We start from the raw sequence: 21,233 nt of genomic DNA, 5'->3' as shown, positions 1-21,233 counted from the left end.
ATAATAACAATACCAAGAAAACCAGCGCCAAAAGGGTTCAGCATAATTAGTGGAATGGTAAAAAAGGCCAATAGCCACACCGACCAATAATGGAGAGTAAGCCATCATAAGTAATGTTGTGATCAGTGCTAATGGAATTAAATGGTGCGCGCCATCTTTCATCACGCTCATTACGGCTTCTGTTCGACTCACTGCTTTTAGGTTTAATTTGCACGCCATTAAATGTACGTATAACAAAGTACAGAAGAAATACAAAATCGCAGGTGCGATAGAAGCCAACATGATTTCGCTGTAAGGCACACCGGTAAACTGTGCCATTACAAACGCACCTGCCCCCATGATTGGTGGCATAATTTGCCCGCCCGTTGAGGCCGCCGCTTCAATCCCTGCAGCTTGTTCTGGTTTATAACCCAGCTTTTTCATCATAGGAATGGTAATTGAGCCGGTGGTTACCGTGTTTGCTATCGCTGAGCCTGAAATAGATCCTAACCCTGCCGAGGCCAATACGGCTGCTTTAGCTGGGCCACCACGATATTTACCCGCAATAGAGAATGCTAAATCAATAAAGAATTTTCCTGCTCCTGTGACTTCTAAAAATGCCCCAAATAAAACAAAGATAAAAACCGTTGTTGCTGCAATGCCTAAGGCTGAACCAAAAATACCGTTAGCCGAAAAGATTTGAAATTGAATGAGTTCTTGCAGAGAGTACGACTTTATCGCAAAGCCACTCGGTAATAAGTCACCAAACGCACTGTAAGATAAGAATAATACCGCGATAAGCACCATCACCCAACCAACCGTTCTACGACATCCTTCCATTAATAAGAGAATCAATGAACACCCTGCAATCATATCGGACAGTTGTAATCCATAGAATAGATGGTTGATGTCGTTGTAATCAAATATCGACATTCGATAAGCAGCGAAGACAATCAGGCCACATAAAGCGAGATCAACGACTCGGCCTACAAGATATAAATGGCTTTTTCGATTACTAATTAATGGGTAATGCAAAAAAATAAGAACAAGCACCCAACAAAGATGTATAGGGCGAAAATACGTCGCAGAAATGGTCGAGCTAATGCCCTGCCAAATTTGAAACATTGAGAGTGCTACAGCAATCCCTAGAATAAGGTACCCGAACACTGTCACCGTTTTTTCATGAGGTAAATGCTCTATATCAGGTTGATTTTTATCGGTCATAATATCCATATTAATGCCTTTGGATAAAGTCAGAAAAGAAGAAAAGGCAAGCGAGACACTTACCCTTTCGTTTTGCGTGTATTTGGCGCTTATTATTTTATGATTGAATCAAGATATTTTTGAGCACCAGGATGAAGAGGGACACCTTGTAAGCGATCTGCATTTTCAGGTGTTGTCATCTCTGCCATTTTAACCACTTTACGAACATCGCCGATATTTTCAAAAGCGGCTTTGGTTAAGTTGTATGCCATGTCATCACTCATTTTTGCGTTTACAACCAATACGTTCCATACACTTAATGTCGATACTTCACCTACATTGTTGTATACACCAGCAGGCATATCGTACGTGCTGTATGCAGGGTATTTTTTCATGAACATTGCACTTTCTTCTGGTGTAATTGAAAGCACTTTAATTTTATGCGTTAACGCGATTTGAGTTACCGCCCCTACGCCTTGACCACCCACAATAAAGCCAGCATCAATTTGACCATTCGCAAGCGCATTAGTCGTTTCAGAATAATTTAAATACACGGCATCAATGTCTTTTTTCACATCAATACCTAAAGATTCAAGCAAAGCAGCAGACGTCACAGCCGTACCACTGGCAGGAGCCCCTAAAGACACTCGCTTGCCTTTTAATTGTGATAATGACGTAATGCCTGATTTTTCAAGAGTTAGTGTATGCACTAGGTTTGGGTACAGTGCAAAAAGGGTGTTTACTGGCATTTTTTTCGGAAATTTACCTTTGCCATTGTAGGCATCAAGCACGACATTCCCCATTGCGATACCTGCGATCATATCGCCACGTACCACTTTGATTGTGTTCTCTACTGAAGCGGCTGTCACTTCAGCTTTCGCATTCACATCGGGTACATGTTCTGACCACACTTTTGCTAACGCACCACCAAACGGATAATAGATCCCACTCTGCCCACCCGTACCAATTGAATAGTTCTCAGCGTTCACTGCTGATGGCAATATAAATAATAAAGCCAATAGTAAGTTACGTTTAAACACAATCATCTCCTTGATTATTAATATTTATTCAGACAAAGACTCTACATAAAATGTTTATAATAGATTAGTTTATCAGCAAGCTCACATTACCCGCGGTAAAATGAAAGTCCAATAAATTACATTGCAAATGTGAACTTAGTGTTAAGTTATTGTGTCTATCTAATTTTGTAAAAACAAAAAAGGCAACCAACACACGCTGATTGCCTTTCTCTCTGTTTTACTTTTATTATAGAGGGAAATTACATATCGATACGGTACACAGAAGTCGTCCCACTGACTTCATTACCCACGGCGATAAAATGATCACCTAAACGAGTAAAGTACTTAATGGATTCAGGCCCTAAATCCCCTGCTTTCGGATTGTAGATCCCATTTTGGCATTCGCCCTCGGCATCAACTTGGGTACACACTGGTTCATCAAAATTACGATTATTCACATACGTAATAAAGCGAGATTCTTTCGGTTTTGTTACGTCGTATACCATCACACCGCCTTGACGCTCTAGGCCAATAAATGCATATTGACGACCATTAATACTTGCTACCTCAATCGCTTCTGGCTCGGCACCTTTGTCATCACTGCGGTCATCAGCACTGCTGTTATTATCATTCGTACTATTGAAGTTTTCTTTATTCTTCTCAAACACGATACGAGCAAATTCATCGCCGCTATCAAAAACAAATTCACCAGATTCATCCCATATAGAGAATGAACGACTGCCAAACGCTTGTACTTTTTCATCAGCCGCTAACATGCCTTGCGGCTTAACCACTTTTAAACGGGCTAGCTGATTTTTATCTTTCAATGCCGATGCTAATGGATGATTATTATCAACATCTAATTTTTTACCACGAATCTCATCAACGTAAGCAATACAAAAATCTTGTTTAGTCGCATATTCGGCAGTGCCCTTGTAGTCATCTCCATCCCACTCATACGCTTTTTCATCACACTGTTTCTGGGTTGTTTGGACCCCATATTCTCGGCCATCACCTTCGTTAGCCGTCACAATATAAGTATTACCATTAACGCTATAACTTGTGATGCTGTCTGGCATATACAACCCTTCAAGCATTGGGTAATTTTGGAAATTTCCTAGTGTTTTATCTTTATTTGAAGCGTCTAATTGAGCGTTTTCCCATGATTTTCCACCCAAACCGAAAATACCATCAATCGATGCACTTTCTACATCAATCGCGGCTAATGCATTGTTCTCTTGTAATGCGACATACAACTTACCGTTATCTGAAAAAGTTAAATATTCAGGCTCAAGATCTTGAGAAACGCTTGCCGTCGGTGCAGAAATACGAACTTTATCTGTTAACTCTGAATGACGCGAGCCGCCCATATCAAACGCATTAAAATCAAGTTGAATAACTGACGCATTTAATGGGCCATTAGCAATATCGATTAACGTTACGCTGCCTTCTGGATCAATTGAATAATCGGCACTCGGCTCCCCTTCATTCGCTGCTGCAATATAACGACCGTCTTTGGAAAAACTCACCATATCAGGCAAAGCACCTGCGGGGTATGTCGTGAGTAGTTCAAGAGAATCCGATCGGAACAAAGCAATAATGCCATTCTTCTGTTTATCTTTGTTTTCAACCGCAACAGCAACTAACCCATGATGAGCAGAGACACTGTTTGCTGCACCAATCTCAATACCAGAACGCTTCGCTGCTGATTGAAGATCAATATACCCTGCCGCCTTTGGTTGGCTATTGGCATCAAGGGTTAATACATCAATTTTTTTGGCTTGAGCGTTTACAACATACAACTTATCAGTACACGAGTCGTAACTGACGATCTCTGCTGCAGAGGTAACAAAGGGGGCATCAGCGATGGATGAACCAACGAATGTCAGTCCACGAATGCCTGAACTGCCGCGCTTTGGCTCTTCTTGTGATTTACATTGAATACCAAAAGTGTCTATTGCTGAAAATGTATTTTCTGATGTTGGTATATTTGATTGCTGGCTACAACCTAACAATGCTGAAGTGACCACCGCTAATGTGGTTAAAGTGAGAGTATTACGATTCATATATCCTCCATGATCAATTTGATTTGGCGATCATAGAATGGTTATGTGACAGTTTGTTTTCGGATTTATTGCGAATTAAAGACAAAAAGGCAATAGCTCGATGCTATTGCCTTTTTTATACTCATCACTTTTATAAGTCCGAGTTTTATATTCTTATTTTTATTGCTAGCCAAAGACGAAGTTAGTAATGGAAACCATTAATACTTCATTCCCGTGCATAATAACAACAAATAAGTACGACGTACAGTTTAATGGCTATAATTAATGACTATAGAACCATACTCGCAAAAACAAAACCAAATATGATACTAAAAACCATACTCAATAAACCAGGGATCATGAAACTGTGGTTAAAGATATACTTACCAATCTTGGTTGTTCCTGTTCGGTCAAAATCAATAGAAGCGATAATTGGACCGTAGTTAGGAATAAAGAAATAACCATTTACAGCAACAAAAGTAGCTATAATCACTTCAGGTGGAAGACCCAAAGTAATCGCAACAGGCACAAGTACCGCAGTGGTTGCCCCTTGGCTGTTTACCATTACTGATAAGCCAAATAATGCAAAAGCAAATGTCCATGGCGCTACTTCAACTAACCCTGAAACCGCTTCTTTTACCATAATGTCGTGACCCGCAATAAACGTATCACCCAACCATGCAATACCAAAGATAGCCACAATTGCACGCATACCCGCATGGAATACCGAACCTTGGGTTATTTCATTACCATCAGGCTTACAAAGTAAAATAATCAACGCTGCCATGGCTAACATGACGATCTCAATCGTATGTGCCATTCCCATAGGTGAGCCATTAAAGTTAGGACGTAATGATGGGAACGCGCCCATAATAACAACCACAATTGCGCCAAATAAGAATAAACCCACGGCTTTTTTAGCGCCCGGTTTAATCTCAATCTCTTCAACTTTAACTTCTGCTTCCATTTCCTTACGAAAGACAGGATCTTGCATACGACGCTGATATTCAGGATCGTCTTTTAGATCCTTACCTAGCTTGTTTACGATGACGCAAGCCAGTGCTAAACCACAGAAAGTTCCTGGGATCGTAATCATTAGTACATCAGCAAGAGTAATTCCCTGCGGCTCTAAAAAAGCAACCAAAGCAACAACCGCTGCCGCGATCGGACTTGCTACAATAGCAAATTGTGATGCGATAACCGCCATACCAAGCGGACGTTCTGGGCGAATACCACTACGACGGCTCACTTCTGAAATAACAGGCAATACAGAATAAGCAACGTGCCCTGTACCTGCTAAGAAAGTAAACATGTACGTCACTAAAGGAGCAATAAAGGTAATGTGACGTGGATTTTTACGTAAAATACGTGATGCAATCTTAATTAAATATTCAAGACCGCCCGCCGCTTGCATCGCTGCAGCAGCTGCAACAACCGCCATGATCATTAACATTACGTCAATAGGTGGACTTGTTGGTTGTAATCCAAAAACAAAACTCAGTATTGCTAAACCAATACCTCCCATGACACCTAAGCCGATGCCGCCAATACGAGCACCAATTAAAATACAAACTAGAACGATTAAAAACTCAATTAAAAACACATCAATCTCCCTGATGATAGCTTTTATATAACTATTTTTTAAATTACGACGTTAATTGAGCGTAATTTAAACTCCAAAAATCGAGAGGATAATAATCAGGTTATTAGTTTAATAAATAGCTGCAGATCACACATCATTAAGAATTATATAAATAAAATATATGTAATTGCTTGTTATTTAAATAAATTTAAAACACAAATAAATAACATTTAATTTACTTTGGTTACTATTTTTAATCAAAAAATCAGTATACTGAATACTATTCATGCCGTATTTTTTACTCTATAAATAGCCATTGCCAAACCCTATCTTACTTGTCACTTAATTCATTCCTCTACAATAAGTAAACAAAAAACGCGCTAATTTATTAAAATAACGCATTCTGTCGTAAATATTCAATGCTAATCATCATTGTTCATTCATACTCTTTTCAACATACGAAATAGGAATTTCTTAATACTATTATCAGAAAATACAATGCAACAGACATCAATCAAGTTCTCAGCATTTGGCTTAACACATCAATTAAAGCGCACGATTTTGTGGCTGAAGAGTTTTGGCAATGGCATTGGGCAACAATTAATGACGCACGCTAAACAGCAACGAAATGCACTAAGCTTATCTGTCTATAAACAAAACGAAGCCAGTTACCAATTCTACTTAAAGCAGGGGTTTTCAGTGAAGAGTGAACAAGCGGATGAGCATACTGGATGCATGGAGTATTCGATGACGTTTGATGTGAAGTAATAAGGGAGGAGAGGTAATTAACAACTACCTCTTCTTTTATTTAAGAAGCAAAACCGACAAAATTCTTATCTTCATTTTTAATACGATTCTGGAAATACAATTGATCATCATCAATCATATATTTTAGATCAAACTCAAATCCTTTTAGGGATTCAATATCTCGAATAAAAATAGGCGCATTCTTAGGTTGTCTATGCCAATCTATTTTCTTATAAACCAGTGATATTTTATTCTTAGCAACCGTTTTGTACCCTAATTCATAAAGCAATTCGTACTTTTCCCTCTCTCCGTTTTTAAACACTAATTCCCCGGATTGATAGAGTGTTAAATTCGAAGACGAAGCAAAATCAAATAAATCTCGTTCAAGAATTTCTTGATACTTTTCATAAGGTGCTGAAGTGAAGCCCGTCGACAATTCATTGCAAGACCAACGGGTCCCAGAAAACTCGGTATTCTCAGGCATCCATTTATAAATACCAGCTCCAATTAAAATTAAGAATAGAACTAGATTTACTATTCGCATATTAATTTCGCTCTTTTTAGGCCGTTCGCAATAATGGTCGGTAAATTTTCATGTGAAAACTTACTTAATGAATAATTGCTATTTCGGTTGCTGTTTTTTGCAACAATATACCCTTTCAATGAGTAAGTATCGTCATCGTACACAGAGTCATACATACGGATATAAATTTCAGCATTACACTCAACTAAATTTAAAGACTCAAGACCCGATTGAATCGCCTCAATATTATCTTTACCTCTTGTGTTATTGAGTATGTAGAAATCTGTATTTTTTATCTCAAAATGATTGTAATTTTCTTTCACTAAAAAATAAGGAACAGACGATGCTTTCTCATACCAGCACACAGCAGCGATTAGTGAGCATAAACAAAAGGCGATTAATGCCGATTTCAAAGAAGGCTTTGTTAATAATCGCACGCGAGAACGACCAACTTCAGTCGTCGGCAACACCTGCACATCGTTACTGATTGCGACATTATCATGAACCCTTAAGGGGTCCTCAGCTTGAGGAGACACCAAAACGGCTTTCGGTTCGATATTATCAATAACTGGCGGTATAATTTTGGGTTCAATTACCGGTTGCATAACGACGGTTTCATCTACGGTCAGTAAATACCCTACTTTACTAACGGTTTTTATCGCAATGCCTTCTGCCTCTAATTGGATAAGATTACGTCTTAATCCGGAGATAACATTCGTTAAGGCTTGATCGGTAACAATCGCCCCTTCCCAACAAACATCAAACAGTTCATCACGATCGATGCAATTTCCTTTTTGCTCTAACAATAATGTGAAGACGTTATAAGGCAAAGGCCTAAGTATGATTGCATCATCCGCATTATTACTTAACCTTCTTGTCGCGGGTTCTAAAACCAAATTTACAATTGTGATTTTCTGCATTTGAGCCTAACGACAGTTAATTCTATTGAGTTATTTTGCTTATTTGAAAACAAAATCAGATGTAATGTAACCAAAATGAACATTTCGTTACGTTTTTTTATACTAATGCGTCAGTCTACCGAAAAAAGAATACAAATCAACGATTCACTATAACTTTGAAATGCAAATCTACGAATTATTTATAAAACAATGGATTAAATAACTCTTATCTTTCAACAGATTTAGTTATCAATCAATTTAGTTTTTTAAACTGAAATAATAAATCAAACAAAATTCACATATTTGTATTTAGTGTGGAACTCATTTAGTTTATTTTCATCGTCTATTTACTATGTAGTTAACTTTACCTATAAGATTTATACGGAACAACAAAATGAAAAAACCGATACTATTATTAGCGTTACTGTCTGCTTGTTCATACGCAAATGCCGCAGCAAATGATGTCTCTGGCGTTTACTTAGGCGGTGGTTTTGGTACGACTGATTTTGATGATGATGGTGGCTTTGGTTCAGCTAACATTAATGATAATGACTCTACCTTTAAATTAATTGGTGGCTACCAGTTTAACCGCATTGTTGCAGTAGAAATGCAATATACAAAATACGGTGATTTAAAACTTACCCATTATAACTCTCCTATTAACGGAACCGTTGAGCATTCTTCTGTATCACTTGCCGCAAACGTAGGTTATACCTTTGGCAGCGGTTGGAGACCATTTGCTATTGCTGGCCTAGGTTCAATAGAACAATCAGGAAAAGCATACGGACTTTCTGATAGCGATAGCGGTACTTCTTTCCACTATGGTGCAGGTGTTGAATATACACCTAAAACATTAGGTGGCCTTGCCTTCCGTGTTGCTTATGAAGGCGACCTCTTTGTTGTTGATTCTGGCAGTAATAATATCGATGATGATTACGCAATGACAATTGGTACATTGTACGCTGGCGCAACTTACAAATTCTAATAATAACGATTGTTGGCTAGGCTAGGATACGAATAAAAACGGGGAACTTTTGATTGCCCGTTTTTTATTTCAACTCGAATAACAATATGACGTTAAAAATAGACCTATAATTTATTTATCTCACCTAATGTCATTCCATTGAATTTTTCATCGACCGTTTGTTTAAATCAATATTAGATAACACAACCTTAAACATATTAAGAGAATTTAAATGAAGATATTTCTTACTGGATTAACGTTATTGATTGCAGTTCCGACTCTTGCGCATTCAGCGCCATTAGTAACGCCTAATCAAGCAGGTGTTGCACAAGATCAGGATTACTACACCCAAGACGTGCGTAATACTCGCCTTATTTTCACCGAAGAAAACAAACAGCACGCAGAGCATGCTGCAAGTATTGAAAGCATATTACAGCCAGCTTATGAGGACACCTTTGGGTATCAAATGGATGACCGTTTAAATGTCGGTTTGATGTCATCTTACAATCAAATCGCTAATGGTTTTTCAACTCAATATCCGCTCAATCGCCAAATCAACTATATGGGTGGCGCACAACTTCCCGACTATTTCTCATCAAGCTCTTGGCTCGATACCTTGTTATTTCATGAAACGGCTCATGATTATCAAATGAACGCCAAAGACAATGTAGTCTCTAAGTCGATGTTTGCAGTTCTTCACAATGGTTCTATTGGACCTATTGGTCTTATTCCTGCGGTATTACCTAACTCAACCGCTTCAAGCTTTATGCTTGAGGGTAATGCGGTTTTAAATGAATCTTGGCATGGTCAAGGGGGGCGACTTTATAGTGGTCGATACCGAGCAATGACACATGTACACGCTAAAGCCGGTAACTTATCGCCAGAGCGCCTTTATAACGACAGCCTTTTCTTCCCGTATGGAGAGAGTACTTATGTTTTCGGTTCTCAGTACCAATATTATCTAGCAGAAACTTACGGCCTAGATGTCACTAATAAGTTCTTCAAAAACCGCTCTCAGCATTGGTTATGGCCTTTCCAAGTCAACAAACCAATGAAACAAACGGTTGGAGAAGATTTTGATACCACGTTTGCGGCGTGGGTTAAACAAGAAGCCCAAGAAGCAAAAGAGATGCAATTGGCGCAAGGGGAAATCGTTGCGCGTTCTAAATACTATGGTGAACTCAACACCCAACAAGGCAATATTCTTTTCTTAACCAACCCTACCGCGGTTCGTGCGCCAACGCTTGTTCATTATGATTTAACCAATAATGAAGTAACAAAAGAAAGCAGCAGCCTAGATATGGGGAAAGTCTATTACAACCAAGATAAATACTATACGGTTTCAGGACGTCGTACTTCGGTTTGGCGTACGACTCAAGGTTTATTTAATAACGATGCTCAAATTAAAGAAGGCAGCGAAGGCCGAGTTCATCAAGGCTATATGAGCAACGGCAAAGACGTGTATTTCAAAACCACGGAGTCTTTTGTTCAACCTCAACTCTATGTTGGCGACAAGTTTTACAGCGCTGTTAATTCATCGGTTTTAGTTAAAAATGACAACCTCTATTACTTTGTCCAAAAAGGCAATGACCGCACGTTATATCGCAACAAAGAAGCGCTCTTAACCCTACCCGCTTTCTATACCATCGTTAAAGATGTGGATAGCTCAGGCAGAGTTTACTTTATCGCAAACACTGAAACAGGTAGCTCTCTTTATCGAACTAAAGATGGCAAAGTTGAGCGTGTGCTTAGTGCAGACAACGTGATTGATGCCCGATTGATTAATGATGACAAGGTACTAGCAACCGCGATCTCTGCAGATGATTACTATTATGTTGTCGAAGATATGGAGATAACGGAAGAAGCGCCTTATCAAGTTAAGCTTTTTTGGGATGACAAAGGCGGTCTAGCCGATCAACAACAACAAAAATTAGCCAACCTTGAAGACAAACAGCTCAATACAGACACCTCTTATGGACTGTTCAACAACATTCATTACAGCCGAGGTGCATTAACGGTTGGAGCAGCAACAGAGAAAGACGATAACGGCGAGAGTAAACAAAAACTACGTTATAACGCGACGTTTGAGTTTACTGATCCTCTAGAGCGCAGCACCTATAGTCTTTGGGCAATGAATGATGATGAATACAGTGATTTGATCGGTGCTGGTTTCAGCAATAATCAATTTTTCATTATGGGTGGTGTTCGTGCTTATTATGTCTTAAATGATAATTACTCTGATAATAATATCCAAAAAGATCAGACTCGCAGTAGCGGTGTTGCTGCTCAGTTACGTTTGCCTTTCCTGCAAACAGGGTTTTGGAATGCGGAAATCTCGAGTAATTTCTATCAAGATTACAAATTAGATGAACGTGAACCTTTATCTGCTCAGTTAGATATTTCTCGAACAGAGCATTACGGTAATAGTTGGTTATTAAACAAAGAAGCCGCGGTTTCACTCTATGGCGTTCAAGACCGACACGATGCTATTCACGGTGCTTCGCTGTCTTTTGGCACTGATTTACCTTCAGAGTTTTACATTAACTTATCAGGAAAGTATTCAGGCAGTGATACAAACAAAGCAGGGATATATGAGCGTCGAGGTGTAGAGCTAACACAAGGCAGTGATTTTATAAATAACGATCCTAGTAGCTTTATTATGCCGTCACTTAAAGACGATGCTTTTGCTGAAACTGCTAGCTTGGCTGAGTTAACACTTTCAAAAGTGATTAACCTATCAGCTTATTCTTTCAAAGGCCCAATATCATTGCGTCGTGAGATGATTGAATTTTCTTACCGACGTTATGATTTAGGCAATGTAAATACTCTGGGTGACGTAGCTATTAACCAAGGCGTTGTTGGGCTTCATTTTGATACCTTAATAATGAATGTATTGCCTATTGGATTTTACACTCAATATATTCACAATGATGAAAACCCAATCACTGATAAGAACAGCTTCCAAGCCGGATTATCCGTTCCATTATAATCGCTAGTCTATAAGTACCAAAAATCCCCTTACTCTCAACAAATAAGGGGATTTTTGTATTTATGACGAAACTTATTCAGTGCGTATTTGAAGATAAATTAACGATCAGGATATTGGCGTGACTTTTTTCTTATCGAGGATCACATAAGCCATGTATCCCACAACAATGATATTAATAATGAATGCACCAAAACTCAGAATACTTGTACGGAAGATAATTTCATAAAGTTCAAAAGGGATATAGATAGCCCCGCTTACTAAAGCAAACCATTCAGTCCATACTTGTGCTCGCCATAGTCCATAAGCTTCAACAAGCCTAATGATTGAATACACCACCGCACCAATGGTAAATAACATGATTTTAGCGTCAGTTAATCCACTCGCAGCATCAATAAATACACTAGGTAAATGACTTGCTGGATTTAAGTGTAAACGGCTCACTATTAATTCAGCTAAATGTCGTAAATTATGATCCGCTAAAGCATGCACCCCAAAAGCAACCAATAGAGACATTATCCCCTTACTGGCTTCCAATATGGCAACCGCACGTAGCCCTTTCTTTATTGTTGTCACATTAACCTCTTTCAACTCAACACTTTCTCTTATAGAAAAAGTCATTTAATAGCACGAGTATCCCCCCTAAATTCTATTTTTAAAAGCTTATAAATACACATAGAAGCAGGAAAAACTTTAAGTTGTAGCCCTATCGTTAATATTAACAATTAAGATAATAAACGCATTTACAATAAACATTTGAAAGTAACGATATGTTAACTAAACCAACGATTAACTCATAAATTAGCGATTTAAGCACATTCTCAATAGTGAATGATCCCTAATGTAAACTCATAGGGATCTTATCTATTAACCGCTTTATTTGCCTTTATCTAGTCTTAGTTCGATGACTCTAATGCACTCGATTTTCGGTTTAGTAATAGACTAATAAATACAGTTATCACTACAGGTAAAAACCAACTCGCATGAGCCGAAAAGAGAGGAATATAATGAGTTAATGATGCAGATAAAGAATCAGACAATAAACCCAAAATATGCAGTGCATCTAACCCACCAAATACAACGCTAATCATCACAACACTAACGTATGAAATAGTATTGTGTTTTGTCGTAGGTAAAAACCACGCCGCTAATACTAAAGCAATCGCTACCGGACATAATATGAGTATAGCAGGTAAGCTGATAGCCAAGATTTGCTCTAATCCGAAGTTAGCAACAACGCCTGTCATCGCTGTAACGATAATCGCGGTAATCGCAAACGGAGTGCGGAACGTTTGTTGGCTGTACTCAGCACATGCATTCGTCAACCCTACCGTCGTCGTTAAACACGCCATAATAATAATACCTGCTAATAAGTATTGACCTAGTGGTCCAAATATCTCAGCAACATAACGCGTTAGTAATTCACCACCATTAGTTGCGCCTTCAGCAATAGACGTTGATGTCGCACCAACATAAGCCATGGCTAAATAACACGCCGACATTAGCAGCGCATAAATCAACGTTACTTTAAGCGTTGCTTGAAAAACATCTTTTGGTGATTCACACCCTTTATCACGAATGGCTTTAATGATGACCCAACCAAATCCAACAGCCGCAATCGCATCCATTGTCATGTAACCTTGGATCAAACCGCTTGTGATGGCTTTATGCTGATAACTGGCACTCGGCTCACCAAGAACACCTAATGGCGTAATAATGGCCGCTAACGCTAACGCGGCTAGCATAAGAACAAGCAGTGGCGTCATGACTTTACCAATGTAATCCACCAACTTACCTCTTTGGAAAGCCAACAATAACGTAGCTCCCACAAACATAACCGAGAAAAGCATTAGGTGGTCACCGGTAAAGAAGGGCTTAATCCCCATTTCATACGCAACCGTTACTGCTCGTGGCATCCCGAAGGCAGGACCAATTGCAATAAAAAGTAATACCCAAAAAGCAATCGCCAATGGTTTCGGTAACGCTTGAGTTAGTTGACCACTGTTACTCAGTCGCCCTAAAACAATCAGCGTTAATGCTGGAAGTCCAACCGCGGTAAGTAAAAAGCCGAGCATTGCAGGGAGAAATTGAGTGCCTGCTTCAAGGCCAAGAAAAGGAGGGAATATGATGTTTCCTGCACCAAGGAACATGGCAAACGTCATTAGACCAATCGCAAGCAAGTTGTGTTTTTTCAATGTACAAGTCCTTATTGCTATTGGGCTGTGCCCTATTAGCTTTATTGTGGACCGTCAGATTAGCTGAAAAAAGAAGAAGAAAATTAAGAAGTCCTCCGTCAGCCTGGCTGACGGAAGTGCCGCCAGCCTAGTTAATAATCACTAGAATGACCGCAATAATAGTTGATGTTACACGCGACACAGCACCGAGCACTATTTGGCACAAAGCAGCAAATTGTAGGGCTGTAGAAGAAAGCATGAATGTATCCTAGTCGTTTATCGTGGTAACCAAATCAATATATAAGTAATAATTTGTAAAGTAAACACTCAATAGTTAAAAATATCAGCTATTAGCGAATATCCTAGTTTAAATAACTTTACTCATTAGCGGATTCTATTTTTTCAGCGACCCAATCTAGAATGTATTCTAATTCCTCATCAGACATAGCAAGTAGCGTATCGCCAATGTACCACTCTATCTGAACTTGATTCCTCAAAGGTGTGTATTGTGGGTTCCCAAGCCATACTCCCTTCTCTTTTGCCAATTGATCACACATAAGCGAAGTTTTTTCATAACTTAAAGAAGCAAGAGCATTATGAGTAGAGTGATGGTTAAGACTCTATTTACTGCTGCATTTGCAAATTAATTAACCTGAATTCTGGATAAAACATGCTTTAAGCGAGGATTAGTTCAAATTCACATTCTGATAGCTTAATTCGTGGCTTTTGTTTTTTTAAACAATAAGCCACAACGCCTGAAATTACATTTAGCATGAAACCAGTCACGCTACGATGACGGCTATGTTCAATTTGAGAGATATTCTTCAATTGGTCATTTATCGTTTCGATAATGTATCTCTTTGATAACATAGCCTTATCAAAAGCACTTATCTCTTTTGCTTTCATGTTTTTTCGCGAGGTAGTCACTAAATCGACATCAGAGTTCTTTAAGCTCTCACTCAACTTTTTACCTATGTACCCTTTATCAGCGTACAATTTCCCCGAGAGTTCTTTGCATAAATCAGGTACAGGAGTCCTATCATTTACATTGCCAGCTGTGATTTTCAGCGAAATAATTTCTCCAAGATGGTTAATCAATAAATGAAGTTTGAAGCCGAAAAACCATCCCATGGTACCTTTTCCTCTTTTCGCAACACCATCAAAGACTTTATGGCGAGGAATTCGAATGTTATGGCATACTTTAAGACTCGTGGAGTCAACAAAAGCAATGCCAGTCGGCTTACCTTTGATAGATTGAAAATAGGCACACATTGGGGCGATTAGGCTAGGCATTTTGCTCACAAATCGAGTGTAGCTAAGTAAATTTGGAAAGTATCCTTTCCAATATTGATGAACTAACCCGATATAGAAGTTCTTGAAATCTCTATGATTTGATTGATGAAAAGCGATGACAATAGTCATACATTCACTAGTAGACATTACTGACTGACGTTTTCTTTTTCTCTCACTAGCCTCAACAAGGTATTTTTCCCATTGAGATAAGAATTGATAACAAAAATCATCGACATCACAAAATATATCAACTAATTTATTCATCTTGCCCACCTTTTAAAATACGTTCAAATAATTCTTGGTCGAAAGATCTGATCGTTAGGTGGGCAATTAGTTCAGCCTTATCCAGAATTCAGGTTAATTATTATTTACCTACATTGAACTCACTTTCGTCATTAATAAAGGAACTCTCATGACTATGCTTTCTGATATAACTCTTACTCCTTTTTCTAATTCATTAAATGTTGCCATTCATTTAATGACTAAAGCAAAAGCACATTTTGAGGCACAAAATCGAAATACAAATGACATCGTTGATCTTCAATTAGTTGATGATATGCTTCCTCTTTCATTCCAAGTAAATTCAATTTGTAAGCATACTCTTGGGGCAACAAAAGCCGTATTAAGCGGTAACTTTTATATTCCATCACCTTTAGGTGAAATTGATTTTAATGGCTTAATTGAATTACTTCAAAATACACAAAAAGAGTTGAGTGCAATTACAGAAAATGAGGTAAATTCACGCTCAGGTGAAACCGTTATTTTCCACTATCCAGAACGACCAATGCCGTTTACTGCTGAGAATTTCATTACCTCATTCTCAACACCAAATCTATACTTTCACCAGACCACGCTGTACAACTTACTTCGAAAAGAAGGCGTACCATTGAGTAAATTAGATTTCATTGGTGCTTTATCTCTTAGCCCTTCAGAATAAAGTTCACAATAGCCAATTAAAAAAGCCCTGTTTAGCAATCACTAGACAGGGCTTAAATAGAACCAAGGTATTATTAATCGGTTGTTTTACTATCCAAGTCCACCACATATTCCAATATATCGCCTGGCTGACATTCAAGAATTTCACACAGTTTATCCAATGTCGCTAAACGAACAGCCTTTGCTTTCCCATTTTTTAAGATAGACAAATTTGCTTCTGTGATCCCAACTTCTTGGGCCAAGTGCTTTAGGCGCATTTTTCGCTTCGCCATCATGACATCTAAATTTATACGAATGGTCATCACGAATCCTTAAATTGTATGCTCGTTTTCATCAGCAAGAATATACCCTTCTTTCATGACCCATGAAATTATTAACGTAATAAAACCAAATAGTAACGTTAAAAAATTCATACCAACAAAACTAACCGCTAATATGCGCTCACCGGGAGGATTATTAAATGATAAAATCACGGACATTGCTGCACCATAAATAACAGAAGCTCCTACCCAATAAAAAAGACTGTAACCTAACTTCTGATAGCTCATTGCATTCTCAAGCGAGAAAATGTCATTACGCTCATAATTACGAAATAAATGAATTAATACATTTAAAGCGTACATAACAATACTGCATAACAATAAACTAGAAATGACAGCTAACATACGAATTGTTAACGTTAGTGGTAATTGCGTATAACCATTAACATCAATCGTAGTCTGAATAATTCCGAATGAGGTAAGAAAATCATATTGGGTTTCAATGGTTAACCAATAATAAAGTACAGCTATCGGTGTAAAAACCAAAAATCCTTGAAAAAGTATACGTGCGCGGCGACTTTGTTTTTGAATATTAGACATAATGAATAACCTTATTGATTTGATACACAGACAATACAGTGCAAACAATGTCAAATCAATATAATTTTATCGCAAAGCGATAATAAAATATTAAAAGTCGATATAAAAACAAAAAAGCACTATTTCTCAAAATTCCTTTTCATAAGATTGGCTAAATTTTTCCGGTAATATCGACAGTATGACTAATAATACTCGTCCCTTCACCAACGTTCCCGTGTCCAGGAACAACAAAATTTGCTTGAGGGTATTTCGTTAAGACTTTTTGAGCAGACCCCGCCCATGCTTTCATATCGGCATCACCAGTCCACCCAATCGTATTCACCTCATTTGCTCGCATTAAACAACCGCCAAGTAATACTTTTTCTTTTGGTAACCATACCACCGCATTGTCTTTAGTATGGCCTCCTCCCGGATAGAAAACTTCAATCTTATTTTCTAACAACACAAAATTATCACCTGAAAATTGATGATTCGTCGCTTTCTTGTTATCACCTTTCAAAAATTTGTTCGTTAATGCAGACGCGTAAGTCTCAAAGTGATGTTCTTGCAGGTATTCTAAACCACCAGTTTGATCTTCATGAAAATGAGAAAAGACCGTTTTCTTTAATGTTAATCCTCTGTTTTCAATCCACGTCATCAACTGAGGCATGTTCGACGCATTCCATGGCGTATCAATCAAATACGCATCCTTTCCATCAACATACACTAAAGAATTAGCATCGACCAAAATAGGTTTCTTTGGGCTCTGTAAGTTTTTAAATTCACGATACGATTTAACTAAAAACACATTATTCGTGATTTCTTCAAATTGAAGCGGTTTAACTACAGGCTCTGCTGCTGCATTAAAGCCGATAACCGAACTTAGTAATGCGAGAGTAAGTTTAAACATAAATTTCATTCCTTTTTAAATATAACTGTAAACATACAATATTCTCCCTCTTACTACTGTTAATTAAATGTAAAACATTCATTAAGATCAATACGGAGTCTTCGTTTATTTTCAGTAATCGACTTAATAAAAAACAGTTTTGTACAATCTTCATGTCGCTTTTATGAGTTATTGTATAAAGAACTCAAGGATGAAAAAGAAAACTTATGACTTTATTTTTAGCAATGGCAATGTTTGCACTCATCACCTCCCTCTCTCCTGGGCCGGTAAATATTCTCGCTACCATTACTGGTGCTAATCATGGGTATGTAAAAACCATTCCCCATATTTTTGGTGCTACTGTTGGGTTTGTCTCTATTCTTATCCTATTAGGATTAGGGCTGATACAAGTCTTAGATAATTCCCATACTGCAACATCCATTTTAAATTACTTTGGAAGCACTTTTCTGCTTTATTTGGCTTATAAAGTAGCGACGAGCGATAGAGCAGACCAAGATAGAGATAATAAAGGCAATGCTCCAACGATGGTGCAAGGCTTATTGTGTCAATGGTTAAACCCAAAAGCTTGGATTGTGTCTTTATCTGGCGTGACCGTATTTTCGAGTAACGGTGTGATTCCTCTCGAAGATCTTGGAGCGTTTAGTATGATATTTTTTATCGTATGTTACTGCTGTATATCGACGTGGGCATTACTCGGGTTAACGATTGGACGATATTTAGAGCACCCTGTTCATTATAAAATCTTTAATCGACTTATGGGATCATTGCTCGCATTAACCGTCGTTTATGTCTTCTTTATATCAAATTAACAATGGACGTTATATTGGCTAATTCAAAAACACATTTTTTACGATCATCCGTTCTTCCGTTTGAGTTACGTTATTCTGGTAATTCAAATGCCTGCTATAAAAAACACTCACATCGCGAATTTTCTATTGGTGTCGTAGATAGCGGCGTTAGTGAATACATAAATCAAAATTCAAAACAAGAAATCAGCATCGGCTCTACGGTCATTATCAATCCTGAAACCGTACATTCCTGTAATCCAAAATCGGGGACTAACTGGAGCTATAAAATGCTTTTTGTTGAGCTTGATTGGTTAATACAGTTACAAACAAGCATCACTGGTAAAAAGCATAGTGAGTTTCATCCCTTTCAACAAAATCACAGCCGATGCCCTACTCTGTATCAGAATTTCCAATCATTAACGCAAGTTCTAATTGAAAACGAATCGTCATTATTCGTGGAAGAATCCGCCATCACTTTCTTCTCTACTCTGTTTATTAATGATCTTAAAGCAATGCCGTCCCACAAGACCATTCCCAAACAAGCAACTCATCTCGCATATCAATACATCTCTGATAATGTTGATAAAAACATGTCTATCTCTGAGATAGCGAAAGAGTCTGGTTTGAGCGATTTTTATCTTATCCATTCATTTAAAAAACAATACGGAATAACACCACATGCCTACCAAATGATGATGAAAATAAATAAAGCCAAAGACTTATTAAAAAAGGGAAATGATATTGCGTCGATAGCCACAGATCTTGGCTTTACCGATCAAAGTCACTTTCATCGACACTTTAAAAGCATCGTTGCCGCGACACCAAAGCAATATAAAATAGACAAGCACTCAACGTTTAATGATTAGCTATCCACAATTTAGCTAAATCACACCAACCAAAACCGTTCATTCTTACCTCTTTTAGATTTTCAGAGGTGATGAGTTCAAACGAATCTTTCTTAACGATATCAATAACGCCTATCTGTTGTAACCAATCATACAGTTGCTCCAACTCTTCAACCGCTAACGCTAAATCGGGAGTATTTCTTATGTCAGATACCTTATTTAGAAATAAATCATAATCAACGTCTTTAACGATTTTGTTTTTAAACGGATAAAGAGATAAAAAAGCCAGACGACTGTATAACCGATCACTTTCTTCAAGAATGCTACACAGTGCAGTATCCGCTTGATGATGGTAGTCGCCATAAAAAACGTCTTGTAGTGTCTGAGATGAATATAATTTTTGGGCTAAAGCTTTGCATTCATTGTTGTTTTCATAAGTCACTATATTAGAGCAATCCAAGTTACTGCCTTGTTTTTTTATTATCATAAACAAAGAATGATATTTACTTTTATACGTAACTTTCTTTTCTGGAAATGACAAACTTAGCTGGTTTTGAGCGCAAACTTTATCTTTTGCCCATTCTTCATACACCCACAAATCCACTCTTTCCAACAACGGGAACACTAAGGCATAGTGCTCAAATCGGCCTAATCGGATCATTCTTGGTGACCACACTTCAACCTGAAATGGACCAGAACCAACGATCTTATCTGTCGATACATGAATAGGATAAATAGAGGCTTCACTCCGAGCCAATAATCTTGGCAAATGAAAGTCGCCTTCTGATAAGGTGATTTCAATACACTCTTCAGAAAGAAACCTAATCCCTTTGAGGTTAGAATAAAGTGGACTCCAATAATAGTTGGCTATCAGTGTTTTTAAACAACGTACAACATCTTTTGCCGTTAACGGATTTCCGTCATGACAGACAACGCCACTTCGAAGATAAAAACGCCACTGTGTTGCAGAAGAATCATGCTCCCAATGATGTGCAAAATCAGGGTGAATAATATCGTTATCAATACTCACTAAACGCTGAAAAATTTGACTCACTAAATAACGCTCGGTACGACAGATTGCGTTATGAGGTAATAAGGAGCCAATCTTCCGATGAAAAGGCATACAAACCGAGCGTGGTACGATGTTATTGGAATGGAGAAGATACTTTTTAAGCTCAATAGAAGCATTACGTCCACCAAAACTGAGTATATTCAAAACAGAGTCAGTATTACCAGAATCGACTACAGTAGACACGCAGTCATAACACGCTTCAATCGGTTCTTTATAACACGTTAATTGTGCTTTTTTACTGCGACCCGGCGTTGCTTTCCATTCAATCCAACCCGTATTGACTAATCTCTTAATTACAGTTTGAACATGACGTTCACTCACCTTCAATAATAATGAAAGCTCTGTAATATTACAGCTTGATGCTACTGGTCCATACTTACGAAAAAGTATTTCATAAACCTCTAGTTTTCTTTTTATATTCTCCATTGC

18 protein-coding genes and 2 pseudogenes are annotated in these 21,233 nt (G+C 38.0%); 6 read left to right on the top strand and 14 right to left on the bottom strand.

Annotated features, from left to right (window positions below; translation table 11 throughout):
- Positions 1-72: 72 nt before the first annotated feature.
- The 4 genes and pseudogenes from VSAL_RS06670 to VSAL_RS06655 form a co-directional block, all read right to left on the bottom strand.
- A pseudogene (locus VSAL_RS06670) lies at positions 73-1,212 on the bottom strand (TRAP transporter permease); the annotation flags it as partial.
- Between the two features lie 83 nt (positions 1,213-1,295).
- Positions 1,296-2,228 carry a TAXI family TRAP transporter solute-binding subunit gene (locus VSAL_RS06665; RefSeq protein ID WP_012549961.1) on the bottom strand — a complete coding sequence of 311 codons (933 nt, stop codon included), beginning with the start codon at positions 2,226-2,228 and terminating at the stop codon, positions 1,296-1,298.
- Between the two features lie 233 nt (positions 2,229-2,461).
- Entirely contained in the window at positions 2,462-4,267 is a 1,806-nt protein-coding gene (locus VSAL_RS06660; protein WP_012549960.1) for a choice-of-anchor I family protein, read from the bottom strand.
- A gap of 268 nt (positions 4,268-4,535) precedes the next feature.
- Positions 4,536-5,849 carry an anaerobic C4-dicarboxylate transporter family protein gene (locus VSAL_RS06655; RefSeq protein WP_012549959.1) on the bottom strand — a complete coding sequence of 438 codons (1,314 nt, stop codon included), beginning with the start codon at positions 5,847-5,849 and terminating at the stop codon, positions 4,536-4,538.
- Positions 5,850-6,310: 461 nt separating this feature from the next.
- Here VSAL_RS06655 and VSAL_RS06650 point away from each other — a divergent pair.
- Positions 6,311-6,596, top strand: a pseudogene (locus VSAL_RS06650) (GNAT family N-acetyltransferase).
- A gap of 40 nt (positions 6,597-6,636) precedes the next feature.
- Here the strand turns inward: VSAL_RS06650 and VSAL_RS06645 are convergent.
- Together VSAL_RS06645 and VSAL_RS06640 are read right to left on the bottom strand one after the other, a co-directional pair.
- Positions 6,637-7,119, bottom strand: coding sequence for a hypothetical protein (locus tag VSAL_RS06645; RefSeq protein WP_012549957.1), 483 nt, complete (start codon positions 7,117-7,119; stop codon positions 6,637-6,639).
- Entirely contained in the window at positions 7,110-8,018 is a 909-nt protein-coding gene (locus VSAL_RS06640; RefSeq protein ID WP_012549956.1) for a winged helix-turn-helix domain-containing protein, read from the bottom strand. Before VSAL_RS06640 ends, VSAL_RS06645 begins: the two co-directional genes overlap by 10 nt.
- Before the next feature lie 373 nt (positions 8,019-8,391).
- Here VSAL_RS06640 and VSAL_RS06635 point away from each other — a divergent pair, with 373 nt between their 5' ends.
- Positions 8,392-8,982: a porin family protein gene (locus VSAL_RS06635; RefSeq protein WP_012549955.1), complete on the top strand. Its 591-nt coding sequence runs from the start codon at positions 8,392-8,394 to the stop codon at positions 8,980-8,982.
- Positions 8,983-9,193: 211 nt separating this feature from the next.
- The gene (locus VSAL_RS06630; protein WP_012549954.1) at positions 9,194-11,950 is read left to right on the top strand and encodes an outer membrane protein; all 2,757 of its coding nucleotides are present in this window, start codon (positions 9,194-9,196) and stop codon (positions 11,948-11,950) included.
- Between the two features lie 105 nt (positions 11,951-12,055).
- On the opposite strand, the gene VSAL_RS06625 is transcribed toward VSAL_RS06630, so the two are convergent.
- The 4 genes from VSAL_RS06625 to VSAL_RS06610 form a co-directional block, all read right to left on the bottom strand.
- A complete protein-coding gene (locus VSAL_RS06625; RefSeq protein ID WP_012549953.1) occupies positions 12,056-12,568 on the bottom strand; it encodes a DUF2127 domain-containing protein in 513 nt (170 codons plus the stop codon).
- Positions 12,569-12,843: 275 nt separating this feature from the next.
- Positions 12,844-14,142, bottom strand: a complete 1,299-nt coding sequence (gene brnQ / locus VSAL_RS06620; RefSeq protein WP_012549952.1) for a branched-chain amino acid transport system II carrier protein — start codon at positions 14,140-14,142, stop codon at positions 12,844-12,846.
- 356 nt (positions 14,143-14,498) lie between these two features.
- A complete protein-coding gene (locus VSAL_RS06615) occupies positions 14,499-14,678 on the bottom strand; it encodes a hypothetical protein (RefSeq protein WP_044583224.1) in 180 nt (59 codons plus the stop codon).
- 118 nt (positions 14,679-14,796) lie between these two features.
- The gene (locus tag VSAL_RS06610; RefSeq protein ID WP_012548944.1) at positions 14,797-15,678 is read right to left on the bottom strand and encodes an IS982-like element ISVsa6 family transposase; all 882 of its coding nucleotides are present in this window, start codon (positions 15,676-15,678) and stop codon (positions 14,797-14,799) included.
- Positions 15,679-15,826: 148 nt separating this feature from the next.
- Here VSAL_RS06610 and VSAL_RS06605 point away from each other — a divergent pair, with 148 nt between their 5' ends.
- Entirely contained in the window at positions 15,827-16,351 is a 525-nt protein-coding gene (locus tag VSAL_RS06605; RefSeq protein WP_012549951.1) for a DUF1993 domain-containing protein, read from the top strand.
- A gap of 73 nt (positions 16,352-16,424) precedes the next feature.
- Here the strand turns inward: VSAL_RS06605 and VSAL_RS06600 are convergent, their stop codons facing one another.
- From VSAL_RS06600 to VSAL_RS06590, 3 genes are all read right to left on the bottom strand, one after another.
- Positions 16,425-16,652 carry a helix-turn-helix domain-containing protein gene (locus VSAL_RS06600; RefSeq protein WP_012549950.1) on the bottom strand — a complete coding sequence of 76 codons (228 nt, stop codon included), beginning with the start codon at positions 16,650-16,652 and terminating at the stop codon, positions 16,425-16,427.
- A gap of 9 nt (positions 16,653-16,661) precedes the next feature.
- Positions 16,662-17,210, bottom strand: coding sequence for a DUF2975 domain-containing protein (locus tag VSAL_RS06595; protein WP_012549949.1), 549 nt, complete (start codon positions 17,208-17,210; stop codon positions 16,662-16,664).
- Positions 17,211-17,361: 151 nt separating this feature from the next.
- Positions 17,362-18,099, bottom strand: a complete 738-nt coding sequence (locus VSAL_RS06590; RefSeq protein ID WP_026025287.1) for a subclass B1 metallo-beta-lactamase ALI-1 — start codon at positions 18,097-18,099, stop codon at positions 17,362-17,364.
- 206 nt (positions 18,100-18,305) lie between these two features.
- On the opposite strand from VSAL_RS06590, the gene VSAL_RS06585 reads away from it, so the two are divergent.
- Entirely contained in the window at positions 18,306-18,908 is a 603-nt protein-coding gene (locus VSAL_RS06585) for a LysE family translocator (protein WP_012549947.1), read from the top strand.
- Positions 18,909-18,922: 14 nt separating this feature from the next.
- A complete protein-coding gene (locus tag VSAL_RS06580) occupies positions 18,923-19,753 on the top strand; it encodes an AraC family transcriptional regulator (RefSeq protein ID WP_231850894.1) in 831 nt (276 codons plus the stop codon).
- Here the strand turns inward: VSAL_RS06580 and VSAL_RS06575 are convergent.
- Entirely contained in the window at positions 19,743-21,230 is a 1,488-nt protein-coding gene (locus VSAL_RS06575) for an ABC transporter substrate-binding protein (protein ID WP_012549945.1), read from the bottom strand. The genes VSAL_RS06580 and VSAL_RS06575 overlap by 11 nt on opposite strands.
- Between the last annotated feature and the right edge of the window lie 3 nt (positions 21,231-21,233).

Origin of the sequence: Aliivibrio salmonicida LFI1238 (assembly GCF_000196495.1) — a bacterium.
Lineage (GTDB): Bacteria > Pseudomonadota > Gammaproteobacteria > Enterobacterales > Vibrionaceae > Aliivibrio > Aliivibrio salmonicida.
The sequence above is the reverse complement of the archived record's forward strand: the minus strand, read 5'-3'. Positions and strand labels throughout refer to the sequence as shown.

Bases quoted from the DNA above. Each gene is read 5' to 3' on its own strand.
- VSAL_RS06665 (WP_012549961.1), bottom strand. From the start codon at position 2,228: ATGATTGTGTTTAAACGTAACTTACTATTGGCTTTATTATTTATATTG.
- VSAL_RS06660 (WP_012549960.1), bottom strand. From the start codon at position 4,267: ATGAATCGTAATACTCTCACTTTAACCACATTAGCGGTGGTCACTTCA.
- VSAL_RS06645 (WP_012549957.1), bottom strand. From the start codon at position 7,119: ATGCGAATAGTAAATCTAGTTCTATTCTTAATTTTAATTGGAGCTGGT.
- VSAL_RS06640 (WP_012549956.1), bottom strand. From the start codon at position 8,018: ATGCAGAAAATCACAATTGTAAATTTGGTTTTAGAACCCGCGACAAGA.
- VSAL_RS06635 (WP_012549955.1), top strand. From the start codon at position 8,392: ATGAAAAAACCGATACTATTATTAGCGTTACTGTCTGCTTGTTCATAC.
- VSAL_RS06630 (WP_012549954.1), top strand. From the start codon at position 9,194: ATGAAGATATTTCTTACTGGATTAACGTTATTGATTGCAGTTCCGACT.
- VSAL_RS06625 (WP_012549953.1), bottom strand. From the start codon at position 12,568: ATGACTTTTTCTATAAGAGAAAGTGTTGAGTTGAAAGAGGTTAATGTG.
- VSAL_RS06615 (WP_044583224.1), bottom strand. From the start codon at position 14,678: ATGTGTGATCAATTGGCAAAAGAGAAGGGAGTATGGCTTGGGAACCCA.
- VSAL_RS06610 (WP_012548944.1), bottom strand. From the start codon at position 15,678: ATGAATAAATTAGTTGATATATTTTGTGATGTCGATGATTTTTGTTAT.
- VSAL_RS06605 (WP_012549951.1), top strand. From the start codon at position 15,827: ATGACTATGCTTTCTGATATAACTCTTACTCCTTTTTCTAATTCATTA.
- VSAL_RS06600 (WP_012549950.1), bottom strand. From the start codon at position 16,652: ATGACCATTCGTATAAATTTAGATGTCATGATGGCGAAGCGAAAAATG.
- VSAL_RS06595 (WP_012549949.1), bottom strand. From the start codon at position 17,210: ATGTCTAATATTCAAAAACAAAGTCGCCGCGCACGTATACTTTTTCAA.
- VSAL_RS06590 (WP_026025287.1), bottom strand. From the start codon at position 18,099: ATGTTTAAACTTACTCTCGCATTACTAAGTTCGGTTATCGGCTTTAAT.
- VSAL_RS06585 (WP_012549947.1), top strand. From the start codon at position 18,306: ATGACTTTATTTTTAGCAATGGCAATGTTTGCACTCATCACCTCCCTC.
- VSAL_RS06575 (WP_012549945.1), bottom strand. From the start codon at position 21,230: ATGGAGAATATAAAAAGAAAACTAGAGGTTTATGAAATACTTTTTCGT.